13 protein-coding genes and 1 tRNA gene are annotated in these 14510 nt (G+C 53.7%); 9 read left to right on the forward strand and 5 right to left on the reverse strand.

What is annotated here, in order from left to right:
- Positions 1-45: 45 nt before the first annotated feature.
- Positions 46-336, reverse strand: a complete 291-nt coding sequence (locus tag V1471_RS15400; RefSeq protein WP_434289892.1) for a hypothetical protein — start codon at positions 334-336, stop codon at positions 46-48.
- Between the two features lie 123 nt (positions 337-459).
- Between V1471_RS15400 and V1471_RS15405 the strand changes: the two genes are divergently transcribed.
- The 4 genes from V1471_RS15405 to V1471_RS15420 all read left to right on the forward strand — a co-directional run bounded on the left by V1471_RS15405 (position 460) and on the right by V1471_RS15420 (position 3707).
- The gene (locus V1471_RS15405; RefSeq protein WP_434289893.1) at positions 460-1404 is read left to right on the forward strand and encodes a DMT family transporter; all 945 of its coding nucleotides are present in this window, start codon (positions 460-462) and stop codon (positions 1402-1404) included.
- Positions 1405-1542: 138 nt separating this feature from the next.
- Positions 1543-1619 (forward strand) — tRNA-Pro (locus tag V1471_RS15410).
- Between the two features lie 613 nt (positions 1620-2232).
- On the forward strand, positions 2233-2793 hold the full coding sequence (locus V1471_RS15415) for a DUF6932 family protein (RefSeq protein WP_434289894.1): 561 nt from the start codon (positions 2233-2235) through the stop codon (positions 2791-2793).
- Positions 2790-3707 (forward strand): hypothetical protein, encoded by a 918-nt coding sequence (locus V1471_RS15420; protein ID WP_434289895.1) that lies wholly within the window; start codon positions 2790-2792, stop codon positions 3705-3707. The genes V1471_RS15415 and V1471_RS15420 overlap by 4 nt, the downstream gene beginning before the upstream one ends.
- 342 nt (positions 3708-4049) lie before the next feature.
- On the opposite strand, the gene V1471_RS15425 is transcribed toward V1471_RS15420, so the two are convergent.
- The 4 genes from V1471_RS15425 to V1471_RS15440 form a co-directional block, all read right to left on the reverse strand.
- Positions 4050-4814, reverse strand: a complete 765-nt coding sequence (locus V1471_RS15425; RefSeq protein ID WP_434289896.1) for a hypothetical protein — start codon at positions 4812-4814, stop codon at positions 4050-4052.
- A gap of 59 nt (positions 4815-4873) precedes the next feature.
- Positions 4874-5401, reverse strand: coding sequence for a hypothetical protein (locus V1471_RS15430; protein ID WP_434289897.1), 528 nt, complete (start codon positions 5399-5401; stop codon positions 4874-4876).
- A gap of 427 nt (positions 5402-5828) precedes the next feature.
- The gene (locus V1471_RS15435) at positions 5829-7103 is read right to left on the reverse strand and encodes a hypothetical protein (RefSeq protein ID WP_434289898.1); all 1275 of its coding nucleotides are present in this window, start codon (positions 7101-7103) and stop codon (positions 5829-5831) included.
- 276 nt (positions 7104-7379) lie between these two features.
- Positions 7380-7847 (reverse strand): nucleotidyltransferase family protein, encoded by a 468-nt coding sequence (locus V1471_RS15440; RefSeq protein WP_434289899.1) that lies wholly within the window; start codon positions 7845-7847, stop codon positions 7380-7382.
- Between the two features lie 821 nt (positions 7848-8668).
- Between V1471_RS15440 and V1471_RS15445 the strand changes: the two genes are divergently transcribed.
- From V1471_RS15445 to V1471_RS15465, 5 genes are all read left to right on the forward strand, one after another.
- The gene (locus V1471_RS15445) at positions 8669-8902 is read left to right on the forward strand and encodes a helix-turn-helix domain-containing protein (RefSeq protein WP_434289900.1); all 234 of its coding nucleotides are present in this window, start codon (positions 8669-8671) and stop codon (positions 8900-8902) included.
- 405 nt (positions 8903-9307) lie between these two features.
- The gene (locus V1471_RS15450; RefSeq protein ID WP_434289901.1) at positions 9308-9643 is read left to right on the forward strand and encodes a Tn7 transposase TnsA N-terminal domain-containing protein; all 336 of its coding nucleotides are present in this window, start codon (positions 9308-9310) and stop codon (positions 9641-9643) included.
- Positions 9640-11781, forward strand: a complete 2142-nt coding sequence (locus tag V1471_RS15455) for a Mu transposase C-terminal domain-containing protein (protein ID WP_434289902.1) — start codon at positions 9640-9642, stop codon at positions 11779-11781. Before V1471_RS15450 ends, V1471_RS15455 begins: the two co-directional genes overlap by 4 nt.
- A complete protein-coding gene (locus V1471_RS15460) occupies positions 11774-12733 on the forward strand; it encodes a TniB family NTP-binding protein (RefSeq protein WP_434289903.1) in 960 nt (319 codons plus the stop codon). Before V1471_RS15455 ends, V1471_RS15460 begins: the two co-directional genes overlap by 8 nt.
- Positions 12730-14412, forward strand: a complete 1683-nt coding sequence (locus V1471_RS15465; protein WP_434289904.1) for a TniQ family protein — start codon at positions 12730-12732, stop codon at positions 14410-14412. The genes V1471_RS15460 and V1471_RS15465 overlap by 4 nt, the downstream gene beginning before the upstream one ends.
- The last annotated feature ends 98 nt before the right edge of the window (positions 14413-14510 follow it).

Below are 14510 nucleotides of genomic sequence, written 5' to 3' on the forward strand. Positions count from 1 at the left end.
TGAAAGGGCGTCCCTCGGGGCGCCCTTTTGCGTCGTTTGAATGCGTCAGTCGAATAGATCGAAAATGTCTTCGGCGGCATCGAACAACCGATGCGCCACGCCCTTGCGCTTCTTCTTTTTCTTCCCGGGCGTCTCAAAGCGCGGCTTGCTGGCCTGCTTCGCCTTTTTGCCCTTGGGTAGAACCGCCTCGCCCATATGATCCACCCGCAACGCCTTCATCCGCGACAGAGGCGCGCCGCAATTGGAACATTTCAACTCATGCCGGACCCCGTCGAGGGTCAGGATGGTTTTCGAGCCACAATAACAGCAGGTTGCGGATTTTCGGGTGCAATACATGGATCATGAGATGGGGGCGGCCTCCTGCCAGAACAAGGGCAAAACGCCCGAGCCCGTTGAAAGCTCCCCCCAGAGTGCTACCGTGATAGCGCAAGCAAACAGGCAAGCAACAGGACAGACTGCATGAACATCACCGGAGCCTTCTACGCGCTCGCCGCCTTCGCGATCTTTTCCACTCATGACGTCGTGATCAAGTTTCTGGGCGGGCATTACACCCCGTTCCAGATCATCTTCTTCTCCACCCTGTTTTCCTTCCCTCTTGTCATGTTCATGCTGATCCGTGATCGCAACCCTGGCCATCTGCGCCCGGTGCACCCTTGGTGGACCCTGTTCCGCACGCTCGCCGCGATGATCAACACGGTCTCTGCCTTCTACGCCTTTTCCGTCCTGCCGCTGGCGCAGGTCTATGCCCTGATCTTCGCCACCCCTCTGGTGATCACCATCCTGTCGATCCCGATACTGGGCGAAAAGGTCGGGTTTCATCGTTGGGCGGCGGTTGTTCTGGGCCTTGTCGGGGTGATGATCGTCTTGCGCCCCGGCGGCACCGAACTGACCCTTGGCCATGCCGCAGCACTCTCCTGTGCGCTCTTCGGAGCCTTCGCCTCCGTCGTTGTCCGCAAGGTCGGGCGTGAGGAGCGCACCGAGGTGTTGATGCTCTACCCGCTGATCGCCAATTTCATCGTCATGGGCACGGCCATGTCGTTTTTCTACCATCCCCTGCCGCTTATGGATCTGGGGGGCGTAGCGACCGTGTCGCTTCTGGGCTTTACCGGCGGTGTGGTGCTCATCCTCGCCTATCGCGCCTCAGAGGCGGCCATCGTCGCGCCGATGCAATATTCCCAGATCATCTGGGCGACGATTTATGGCTATTTCATCTTTGGCGAAAGCGTCGACCGTGCCACCTTGCTTGGTGCCGGGATCATCATCCTGTCGGGTCTCTACATCGTATTCCGCGAATCGCGGGGCGGTCATTCCGAGAACACCCCCGTGCTCAGAACCCGCTCGCGGGCCTCGTCGGCGATGTCCTTTCGTATCTCGCCCTTTCTGCGTCGCGACAAACTGCACTGAAACGGGATCTGAACAGGAGGAAATCCGGCTTTTCGCGAAATCTGCGAGAGGCCGGGACATGTTGTAGGTCTTTCGTGGCAAAGGCGATAATTCGCTCTTGCAAATCCCCGCGCCCCCCTATATTCCGCCCGTCACGGTCGGAGCGTAGCTCAGCCTGGTAGAGCACTGTCTTCGGGAGGCAGGGGCCGGAGGTTCGAATCCTCTCGCTCCGACCAATTCAAACTTGGGGTACGCCCCATAGTTTTGCCACTTTGCCCCCCATAGTTCTGCCTCTGGCTCATAAAACAGGCACCTTTCCTCGTCGTATGGTTTCGGGGGACGAGCATCTTATAAGCTCAATCTCTTGTGAAGCGTTTTGTAAGTTTGGGCGGATTGTGTTGAAAAAGTCCCCGTATCTGGGGGCACTCCCCAAAATGCAGAATGTTGTTCCAAAACGCCGTTTCAACTCTCGAGTATTGGGGTGGTTTTCGAGATATTCAGAACACCTTCCCGCAAAAGACGCCCATCAGGCATCATTGCAGACTTTTTCAACAGTATCGGCGGTGAGCCGACCTTCGCTGCGTTTTGGATGAACGACAGCAATGCCCATGAAGCGGACGTATCTAGGATGGAAGTAACTTGTTCAGCGTCCAGCCCGCTGAGGGGCCACATATCAGTGGTATGGTGCAGCGGAGCGAGTGTGGGGCTGTGCGCAATCTGGTCAACGCCAAGGTGGACTGTCGCGCCGAAGAGGCTGAAATGACTTCGCTTGCTAGAAAGCTGAAGTGGTGTTTAGATCAGCATGGCTCGGCCGAGACATGTTGCATTAAGTTCATTTAGGAAATCAAATTGTCTATCCCCGATTGGAATATGGCGGGAGTTGTGCCGCCCATTAGGCCCGGCGCTCACCCAGCCGGAAAAGACCGTTCTCCTTATAGAGTTTCACTGAGTGAATTTGCAGACCGATTTTGCTTGAGCCCCGAACGACTTGAGATACTCAACGGGTTAATAAAACTGAGAGCAGGACTGCATTCCATTGGCGTAACTCAGGGATTCCAGTGGATCGACGGGAGTTTTCTTGAGCACATTGAAGACACCGAGGCTAGGCCTCCGAACGATGTGGATGTAGTCACCTATGCGTTTCTACCTGCCGGTGAAACGCAGCAGTCCTTCATGCCCACCCTTTTTCCGTACATTGATCGCGCAGCTGTCAAGGCCACTTACAAGGTTGACCATATCGTAAGGGTTCTTCCTCAGATTGACATCCATGATGTATGCTACTGGTACAGCCTTTGGTCACACCGTAGGGATGGTATGTGGAAAGGATATGCCGAGGTTGATCTTGCTCCAACTGACGATGTGCAGGCTAGGAACCTTCTGGCAGTCAAGAGCTCAGGATTTCAACCATGACGATTAGAAGAAGGGACGCGCTTCTTTCCGAAATCGGTGAGGTGCAAGCAATACTCAAAAAAATACCGAGCGAGAATGTCATTGATCGCTTCGGCCTAGAATCTCGCCTTAAAGAGCTAAACGAAGAGTTGGAGCAGCTTCCGGGTCGCCTCCAAGAGCCTGAAAGACTATCTTTGACCTTTCGGGGGGAGCCCGTCCGTGGGAGCACTGCCATTTCAGCTGATTTCGCTGGCAGCGCCTCTTCCGCATTCGTCGACGCATTCTCAGCCATCATCGCTGGGCTAAAGGGGTCGCTGAAGTATTCCGGTCCCATTCCGGACAAGGCTAGCACCCCTCTAATGATAACAGGGATGGCCACTGGCTCTTTCGGATTTGAAATGGAACTCCCAAACCTGCAAGGTGAGTTCTTTGAAGAAAGAGCGAGCGCCGGTGGTGCTGTCGAGATTCTCAAGGAGTTACTTCGTGTTTCCGCTAAAGGAACTGACGATGATATTTCAGACATTGTGGAAGAAATACACCCACGAGCGGTCCGAAAAGTCGCAGATTTCTTGTCTGAAATCTCAAAAAAGGGGGCATGGTGCGGATTGGAGTTCCGAGATAGCTATTTCAAATATAGTAGCCTTGAAGAGCTGAAGAGCTCAGAGGAAAGGCTGCGAAAGGAAAACATTTCGGAAACTGAAGAGGCGTATTTCGGGGAGTTTCAAGGGTTCCTACCTCAGGGGCGGAACTTTGAATTTGCCGTTTCTGACGGCTCCGGAATTATTCGCGGTCGTTTGGGGCCAGATATCGAAGATCCAGACGTTCTCAATCGCGAATGGCTTCATAAACCGACGCGTGTGAAATTTAATGTCGTTCAGGTTGGTCAGGGTCGCCCGCGCTACACGGTTATTTCGCTTGATGACTTGGGTGCTTGAAGTGGCGACTAGAATAAAGCGAGTCGGGGGGTTAGGGTAGTGGCCCTTGTCAGGGAAACGGATTCTGTGGTGGAGGCTTTATGATTTCGTTGTGGTCATGGCGCAGCCTTCCTCTACGCGCTACCACGTCCGAAGTCTGCTCGAGGCCGGGACCGGTCATTTCCTTCGCCAGAAACGAATGACTGCAAAGGGCCGGTAGCGACATTTAAGCGATAAGGGCGGGAAGCGGCCGATCGCCGCGCTTGGTATGAGTGGCGGCTCCGAGCCGGGGCCGTCAGTTTGTTTGTTGCTTCGAGGCCCATATTGGCGCGTGATCGCAAATCCGCTCCGGGCCTCGGTCGCTCAGACTTTGAACGTCTCTATCCCGCCCTCCACCAACCTTAACAGCTCATCTGAAACGGGTGACGGCTTGCTCATGTCGAAGACATCAAGACTAATCTCCATATAGGCGATCGGCCTGACCAATATCTCGGCATTTTCAGAATCGAAAAAATAGACGTCTCCGCCCAATTCCGCCGGATCGCCAAAACACCGGCGCGCTTCGGCCAAAAATGCCTCCAAATCAGAGGGGGAGGACCACAGGCTACGCCCATCTGTCGTTATATTGTTGCCGAAGCAACGCAATGCGAAGGAAATGAGGCTGACGTCACCGAATGAATCACCCACGAGTTCTGGCTTCCCCTTGTACTTCTCAAGCGAATAGTTTGCCGTTGGGCAGGGTGAATGGGCTTGATCTGACGCCAAAATCGAAAAATAGGACCGAAAACTTCGCGTTTCCATAAACGAGAGGCCTGCAAACGATGGGTCGAGGTCGTTCAAATTCCTTAACGCCAAGCGATACTCGCAAGAATCCGTTGACTTCATTTGCCCTTTATCACCGACCAGGATTTCGAAAACGTCGCTGGCCGCGACATCAGCGATGAAATCCAGAAACGCTTTGACCTCTTTTCCAAGCGGAGCATTGAAAATGGTTTCGGCCCCCCGCCAAAACTCGTCTCGTTTGTGGCTTGCGGGGATCGTAATCCTGTATTTCGCCTCAACCATGCTGCGCAGCGCATTGAAATGCCCGTCATGATCATTTGCGTCCAAGCCGGTAAAGAAACCCATTGAAAAAGTGCCTTTTGCTGTGTTGCGTTTGGTTCAGCCCCATTGACGATCCGTTGCTGTTACGGCGCGGACTTCAGGAGCTTTCCAAAAGATATATGCATCTCGCGATCTCTATCAGTCATCGTATCGCCTCTGCGCCAAGTGGATACACGCATGGTTTTCGTTGGACCCGCTGAGACCGTATTCACATAGATAAAAGATACGCCATCCCGAGACGCGCGCGTTGCGTATACGACATTTCCCGACGTGACCTTCCCCATCATCAAAAGAGCGAAGTCATCGGTTTCTTCTCTGTCGAGATCGGACATGAAACGAGCGCTGCGCGCGCTGTCCAAGCCGTCATTCGTTCCCCCGTCATAAAATGTGACACGAGCTGCAAAGTCTTCCAGGACGTTGTAGAAGAGGTGGATCTCCCCCTCGTCTTTACGCAACTCCCACGGTGTGCCATCGGTGCATATCGAAATGCCCAATCGTTCGTTGAGAGGCGTACAAGCGAAAGCGGGTTTGAACGGCAGACACAGACAGCACAAAAGGAAGGCGATCTTCGAAAGGCTGGTCTTTACGGCGATAGAATTCAAAAATGTCATTTTAGATGACCTAAATTTCACAAGCGAACAAAAGCTAGAGGTTTTCGCGTATCATCACCGTGCTCCCCAAGCAATCTGCGTTGGTGTTTGACGCATCTTGCGCCCGCGGCAGGGCGATCCGGCCAATCGCGGCAATGCTGCGCGCTGGACGAATGGCCGGTATGGGGAAGCCGCACCGCGGCGATCGGCCAGGGACTGAACGGCAGGTTTGGGCCGATCGCTCCATGTGGCCCCGCCCGGCTGGCCACACGACACGCCGCAGCGCCGCATGACCGGTTCTAGCCCTTATCGGCCAATACCCACGGCCCAAAATGGCAAGAATGGTTTCTGTGCCTGCCGAAAAGTCGAAGTTGGACTCTTTGGTAACAGGCGAACCGGCGAACAATGCTCCATATCTGCTTCATTGATTCCGGCGCCCCACCTCTCACTAGGCTGCGTTCGCTCGGGCATGGTAGTAGTTATCAAACTCATCGGCGGTCATCGGAGGTTCTGAATATGCGTTCCTGAGCACGTTCCAAGCTTGTCGAAGCGTATCCTTCCGGACGGTAGGGGCCCAATTTGCTTCTGTGCGACTGTACGACACTCGAGGTTTCCTGCTTACACTAGGGATGTGGCTCTGTTGCGCCGGCCAAAAGGTATCAGACAGACCGCTGACATCCAGAAGGACCCGTCGCCGTTGTCCTGCTCCGAGTTCGTCTAGGAGGGCATGTGATCGGTCTAATCCTCGGATCCAGTTACTCATCAGGCTGCCGTATGAGAGGAACTTCTTACCCCGTCGCTCGTCCACAACAGTGCCGTCGGACAGCCACACTTCACCGGTGTCTTCCAAGAACGCCGCTACATTGAAAACCGAGGTTTCTGAAGCGTCGCTGGACCCTGACGGCACCCAATAGGCGATGTATCCATCCTGAAACGGCCCGTAATCGCCCGACGTGCCGCCGCCGTAGGGTGCATCAAGTCTCGCTTTGGCCGAAAGCTCATCAAGCATGGCGATCGGCGGAATGCCTGAAGGCCAATCAGCCGGGGCAACCCTAAGGACGGCCCTTGGAACTCGTTTTGGCAGCACCGACTTTTCTTGACCGAAGGAGGCTCTGTGAATAGCTGGCCAATGGCCTTTCCAGACCCCAATTCTCTCTCTGTCTTCTTCAGCCATCTCAATCTCGGTTTGCTCTGTTTCGATCCGTTCTATTGCTTTCAGGTTGTTTACAAGTGCGCTCGCCAGATCATCCGTTAGCTTCGCGCGCGCCTTATTTCGCGCAGCGGAATCTTTTTCTGGCGGAAGATTGTAGGTTAGGATTCGCCTCTGACGAATGTCGAAAGGAAGGGCCTCAGGCCCAGTTCCAAAGCCCACGTTCAGGACGGCAATGATCCTCTCAGGACCGAGGGCGCGCATGGCGTAGCCAAGTTCAATCATTACATTTGGATTGGGGATGGCTTTGCCTGCCTCACTCGTCGCAACAGGTGTCACGTCTGCCACAAAAATGGCTGCCTTGGAAACCTGTTCAAAGATCGTTCCTGCAATGTCCGCCATACCCTGCGCTGACTTCGTGTCGTGGTCGAGCGAAATCGTCCGCTCCGGTTCCTCGAGTTGCAGCTTCTCTTGTGCTCTGCCCCTGGCTGTATCTAATGCGAACCTAATAAAAGAGCGGTTCACCTTCGGGTCGAGATCGGCCTGCCAAGACCAAAACACAGTTTCCGACATCCGAGCTTCCTTTCATCTATATGATCCATCAAGCGTGCCGCACCAAGAGGCGCCACTACTTCCTACGCCTTAATCTAAGGCGTAGGAAGGCTGCTTTCATGATATTGGACGGCTCTTCTGAAACCGGTTTTCATTCCTGAATGGCCGGTCTGGGGACGCTGCGCTGCAGAGAAGTCACCCCAATGAACGGCAGGTGTGGGCCGTTTTGGCCTTCTTTTCCTGCGTCGCCATTGAACTCATCTGCCTTTCAACGAGCGTCAGAGACGCTTGTCGCCGTCAAACTGGAACGGCTTCGCTCAACACACGATCTCTGATCCGATCTGGAAGATCTCGAGGCGTCTTAACATCAACCTTGACGCTCAAGGCTTCTGCGAGAGCTTCCTGTAAGCCGCCCAAATCGAAAAGAGTGGTTTCGGGCATAGGATCAACTAAAATATCGAGGTCGCTATCTTCCGTATCTTCTCGACGCAACACAGAGCCGTAAACGCGAGGATTAGATGCACGATATTGAGCGACGAGTTGCCGGATCACGTGACGACATTGCTCAAAAGCCAGCGAAGGTTTTTTCTGGCACATTTCCCGTCCTTCAAATCCTTCAAGATTTTGAATATCAGCCGCGACGCAAAGCCGCTCAAAGCGAAGGGCAACTGCTCGCTCAATCACTCCAATGAACGGAACCCAGATGTTGAGATCAACAAAGCGTAAGTAGAGATTATCTGGGTACCGGCACAGAATCGTACTCACATATGCTTAGCGAAGCAATGTATGGGCGAAGAGTCTTGCAATACTATCCTCAGCGAGCATCAGGGACGGGTCTCCTTCGGAGCGCTGCGTCGCAGTGAAAAGGCCTCATAATCGTTCCCAATTTGGACCAATGACCATCTGCACAGCAGCCATGATGATCATCGGCAACGTAGCTTGAGATCACAAAGCACTTGGGCAAGGTTTCTGTTTGCATGCTAAAGTTGCCATATGAAAATTCATCCTATCTGGTCTCGTCTGAAAGCTTTTATGCCCGCACTGGCGGGTTCGGCCTTCGTTATTTTGATTGTAGTTGCATACGAGCATTCAGCAGAAAGGCAGCAACAAAAGCGAGAAGAAGAGGCGCAGATCTATTGGTGTCGCGCTCTCGCGAAAAGTGTTGGGGAGGGACAAGTCGAGATGCATGATTTCCTCGCGACGCGTTGTCCGGCGAGCTTCCTTAGCGATAATTTGGGATCACCCTAGAAAACTCCACCAACACCATCATGCGGCCATGAAGGATGGGTTCCGTTTGCATACGATTTTAAATGGGACACCAATGGCTGCTTCGGAGCGCCAGGAAGGGCGTCTCATTGATAGAGGTTTCTGGGCCGCCAACATCAATCAAGTCGCCGGGCAAGAAATGTTGCCGAAACCCGTTTTGAACAGAAACGCAGTCTTAATACTCAAACTAATTTCAGGGATCGAAACTCATTATCATATTGAAAACGCTTATTAATTGTTGATTTTTCCGCTTGCTTGCCGATTCGCATTCAGCTTTAAGACGGGTGTCCGAAAGAACTTTACGACTGGCGAGAAATCATATGGGCAAGCCTGTAAACACTGACCACGAAATTTTGAAGCACAGACTCAGGCTACGCGGCTCATCGTTGTCTCAGGTCGCCCGGCTCATCGGAGAACGTCCCTCCACGGTCACTCTCGTGAGTCAAGGCCTTAGAAAGTCTGACAAAATTCAGAAAGCGCTGGCGGAAGCTGCCGGTTGTTCGCCTGAGGAGCTTTTCCCGGATCGCTATCAAGATGATGGGGGGATTAAATGACCCGCTAGACCCCCAATCTTCCATGGGGAAATGAAAAGACCTCCCGATCACCAAACCAGGGAGGTCAATTCATTGGTATCGATTTGAACGCTCGATGCTCTTGTGTCCCCCAGAATCAAAGCAAAGTCAATCTGCCGGGAGATTTCTCGGCGGAGCAGAATTCTTATTGAACAAGGGCGGCGAAATGCACTCGCCCCATGCTGAAACAGCATGGGAATGGAGATGCTATGCCGAATTCAAATGTACCACTCACACGCCTACCACGAACCTCTTCGTAGCCGCGCAACACGCAATGTCATGAAGCCATCCCGCGCCTCTAGCCGCGGCTTTCTGCCTCTTATCTTGCCCAAAGATGGAAGGCCTCGGACAATTTTCTATGAGAGCATCCTTGAGAAGCGCTTTCTAATGCTCATGGCGGTGAGCGGCGACCTGTTCGACATTTGGGAGCAACCCACGGAAATTCGATATCGCAAGCCAAACGGCAGGATCGGGCATCACATCTTTGATTTTCTGATCACGCTCATGTCCGGGGAACGGATTGCCGTGGCGATCAAACCCTTGGAGCGGGTCTGGCAGCGGAATTTTGAGCGCGAGCTGGAATGTATTGCATCGCATATGCCCAAAACCTTTGCCGATAGCTTGATGCTCATTACCGACCGGGATCTCGATGTTCAGGCAGCCAATGCGGCCGGTCGGGACCTTATGATGCGAAACCGCTCTTTGATGGGAGTGGCAGCATGACCGAGAGATTTCATATTACTGCAAATGATCAAGTCACTTTGTTCCACCGTGCATTGCGTCTGAAACGATATGATGACGCAGGTTATGTCTTCGAAGAATTAGACAAACCCGACCTCACGCACAGGATTGGTTTCGCTGAATTTACGCACCTGTTGGCCGGGCCGGATATGGTCCTGCAACGCGATTTCTTTTCTCCGGGAAACCGACTGCGGGAGATCAAGCATGGGGAGGCTGGAGCCTTAACCCGCGCGCAAGACGACGAGCAACTGACTGCGCTTTGGCGAAAGGCCTGTGTGGACGCGTTTTACACATTGTATCTGCAGGAAAAGGTAAAGCGAAAAGATGTGTGGATTACGCCTGTCGAGACTGAACTTCGTTTTTTGGCGGAAGATAATTTTGGCAGGGTCTATCAGGAGGCCAAGTCACGCGCAGGCCAGAGAATTGAGATACCAAAATTCCCAAAGCCCCGCACTTTGCTGACATGGGTGCGCAACTATGAGAATGCTGGCTACCATATCGATGGTCTCGTCAGCCGGTACTATGCATGCGGCAATCGCCATCGCCGTTTCAATGCAGAAGAACTGGCATTCATCTCCCGAGTCGTGGATTTGTACGCATCAACGCAAAAGCCAAATAAGGCAAAGGCGGTCAGGAGGACGCTCGACCTCTTTCATGATGAAAATGCCTGCCGGAAGGCAGAGGGGCATCCTGAGCTGATGGTTCCGTCCCAACGAACGGTGAGGCGCTTCTTGGACCGCGTTAGCCCCTACTATCTGGATGTGAAGCGTCTCGGCATTGATGCGGCCAATCGAAAGCATATCTTCCGTACATCCGGTTTGGATGTGCAGATGCCCCTAGAACGCGTGGAAGTGGATGAAAACAAGCTCGATGTCATCTCACTTTTCGCCACAACCGGGCTTTTGGATTTGCTCCCCGCAGATCGCCTCGAAACCTTGGAGAAAGGCCGGCGATATCTCTACCTGTTCAAAGACTGTGCTACGAAATGCGTGCTGTCTTTACGCCTCGCCGCCTCACAGAACGCTGAAGATGCCATTCGAGGCCTGAAAGACGTGTTGCGGGACAAGACGGCGGTTGCGCAGGCGTTCGGCTGCACAGCGCCGTGGCATATGCGAGGTCGTCCCTTCCAAATTGTTGCCGATCATGGTGTCGCATTTACAGCTGCCAACTTCAAACTGGCATGCGAGCGCATCGGCGTGGGGTTAGAGCATCCACCTGTTGGCCAGCCCGCCTTACGTGGAAATGTCGAAAGCATTTTCCTGACATTGGGGCACGAGCTGATGCCGCACCTGATCGGCAGGACGTTTTCCAACACGAAGGAGCGAGGCGACTATCCTGCCGAATATTTGGCGAGCCTCACAGATGACCAGCTGATCATGACCATCGTGAGCTATATCGTCGATATCTACCACAGAACCCCACATTCCGGATTGGGGGGAGAAACACCCTTGGATGCTTGGGAGCGGCACAATCAGGCGAATAACATCCCAACTCCGCCTGACGGCCATGAACTTCGGGCCGCTTTTGGTCGCCCCTTTGAGCGTACGCTGAACAAAAGCGGCATTACACTTTTTGGCATTGATTATTCCTGCGACGAACTCCGGGATGCCTATCTGCATAGCCCGACGCGCAAAGTCACGGTGCGTGCCGATCTGGATAATCTTGGCTGGGTGTCCGTCAGTGTCGGCGGGCAAACCGTTCCCGCACGCGCCAATGAACATATATTTTCTGGAATGAACTATGCCGAATGGCAGGAAATCCGGCGAAATATTCGGCAAACCCATAGGGCAAATGCGGAGGTTCATATCGAGCAGATCAGACGTGCCTATGATCGCATTGATGGCGAGGTGCGAAAGGCCATGCTGCGCAATGACTGTACGCCGTTCTACATCAAGGATGAAGATGTCCTCCGGAACGAGCGCTCGATGCGGCTGACCATCCGAAGGGATGACGCCGATCCTGACGCGCCTCTGGAAAATCTGATTTCTCCGCCAGAGTTGCCAACCAATCCCTTGGCGCGTGGAAAGAGAATTTCGCCGAAACCGTACACCCCGGATGATCCAGGCACTGCGCCAGGGACGCCCTCACCGAAGAAACGTTGGGGGTTTAACGATGACTGATCTGCATGCGAGCCGTCCTGACACGGCGGAAACTCTGAGTGCGTTGAATGCGCGCTTCGTGCAGCATGAGCGCTATGATCAGCTTTTTGATCTCGCACATCGGCTTGTCTCTTTGCGTTTGGCGGATTTGCGTTCCGGGCGGGTTACGGAAGGCTTGAGCCTGGCGCTTACCGCCGGCTCTGGCAGCGGAAAGACCACCGCGATGCGGCATCTGGTCCGGGCAATCCAGAGGGAACTGTCCGTTTCCGACTATCCGCAGGCCAAAATCATCAGTGTCAGTGTGCCGTCGCCCGCCACTCTCAAATATGTGGGGCTGCGAATTCTGCACGCGCTTGGCTATGAACTGACCGCCGAGAGACAGGCTTGGTACATTTGGGACAAGGTTCGGTTCCATCTGCGAGAAAACCATGTTCTGTTTCTGCATCTGGATGAGGCGCAAGACCTCAACACGCGAAACTCGAAGAGTGAGTTGCCGCATGTCACCAATATGCTCAAAACGATCTCTCAAGATGACGCGTGGCCCGTAGGATTCTTCCTGTCTGGGACAGAGGGTCTGAAGGACATCATCAATTTCGACGCGCAATTGGGGCGGCGCATCAAGGGCATTCGCTTCGAACCGCTGAAGCTTCACAGTGACGCTGATGATGTGGTCGAATTGGTCAAAAGCTATTGCGAGGCGGCTGGCATTTGTTTGGAACCCGGTGCGGAGGAAGACGCTCTGGGTGAGCGGATCATCCATGCCGGCGCTTACGAATTTGGACTGGCCATTCGACTGACGCTCATGGCGATCGAGAAAGCGCTTTACGCCGAGGTTGATTGCCTCTCCTGTGATCATTTTGCGACCGCATTCGAGGAGTGGAAAGGGTGCGGCGATGCTTTCAATCCGTTTCTCATCCCGGACTTTACACAGGTAGATCCGCGGAAGCTGTTTGGCGAGGAGGGCGACCTATGAGTTTCACCCGCGCCCTTCCTTTGTCTGTCCCGATCATCCCCGGTGAAACGGCGACCTCTTTGGCCAGCCGTCTCGCGCATCGGAACGGAACGCCGCGCTTGATTTCTTTCTGCACCGATCTGGGCATAGATTACTTTCGGCTTAGCAATGGCGATGTCGATGAGGTTCGGCATGTTGCGGTATTGGCCGGTCAGGACGCAGACATATTACAGTCCAATACACCATCACTTTCCGAGCAGGACTGGTTCCTGCTCGGTGACGAAACCATAAAGTTCACAGTGTTTCAGCGCACGAAGCCGCAAATCTGCCCGATGTGTTTCAGGGAGGCATGCCAAAACTCTGGGGCACCATTTGCCTATCAACTTGGCATCTGGCAGCTCACCTCAGTTCGTACTTGCCACAAACACGGCTGCTATTTGCAAGAGTTGCCCAAAGCGCCATCGGGGAACGATCATTTCGACATTGCGAGCCTGGCGCTGGGTGCAAACCTCACATCCCCAAGATTTCCTGACCCAAAAGACCTTGAGCTTGAACGGTATCTATTGAGGCGCATCGCCGGGCAAAAGGGGAACGACTGGATCGATACATTGCCCATTCACGTCGCCGCGCAGACGTGCGAGTTTTTCGGTTTGCTGCTGCTCAATGGGCCAAAATCCAAACGGCATGAGACCAGCCCGTCAGAGTGGCTAAAAGCGGGGCGGATCGGCTTCAGCTTTCTGCGCCACGGACCGCAGGCGCTGATTGAGAAAATGGATGAACTTGAGCAAAACAGGCCCGACGACACCTCGCTCTACATTGCGCGCTATGGTGTCTTTTTCGAGTGGTTGCGTGATCGGGATACCGACCCGCATTTCGATGGCCTGAGGGACTTGGTGCGCAAGTTCATTTTTGAAACGTTTCCAGTTCCAAAGGGCGGACAGGTCCTTGGGAAGAAGAACCCGAAACGCCACAAGTATACCTTTGACAGTCTGGCCAAGGAAAAACGCCTCAACAAGGCGCAACTCGGTTATATGCTTTTGGACCTCGGATATGTGAAACGCTGCGAAGGGTCATCGCATTTTGCCCCTATCGGCTATATTCCCGCAGCAATCGGCGACGATGTCGCCGGAAAACTCAAAGCGCTTCGTACGCCAGCACAGGCCGCGAAGAATATGGGGATATCCAAGCCGGTACTGGATGCCCTGACCCAGAACGGCGTGATCGAAACCTATTTCAAGCATCCGCAGGCTGTTCCCGTTTACCACCCCAGTGTCATCGCTGAATATTGTCACAAGCTCAGGGATACATTTGAACCCTATGCGGAAATGGAAAAGCGCGGCAAACCGATTGCCATTCGTGATGCCGCACGCGCATGCAAAATGCCGCTCTGGCAAGCTCTTGCGCTGATATTGCGTCATCCAATCCCAGTCACCAAGCGAAGCCGGTATCACAAGGGTTTCGAGGAACTGAGGGTAATTGCGTCTGACCTGACTGACATTCTTGCCAAGGCGCAGCGGCAGGTCACACCCGTTCGAGAATCGGCAAAGGCGTTGGGAACTGACGCCGAGGGTATCTATACGTTGATTGCAGCCGGAAATCTGACTGAACAACGTCCCGAAGAAAATGATCGGCATACCCGGGATCGCTTGATTTATCGTGAGAGCTTAAAGGATCTTCTGAAATCGCTGCCGCATCCATAATGGGCGGGGCAGTGTGTCTGCATGAATCACTTTTCTCGCAAAGTTCGCGTTCGGCGCAGCAGCAGTTGTTCACAGTCTGGTGTATGAACTGGTCAGAC

Source organism: Celeribacter sp. SCSIO 80788, assembly GCF_051054295.1.
GTDB lineage: Bacteria > Pseudomonadota > Alphaproteobacteria > Rhodobacterales > Rhodobacteraceae > Celeribacter.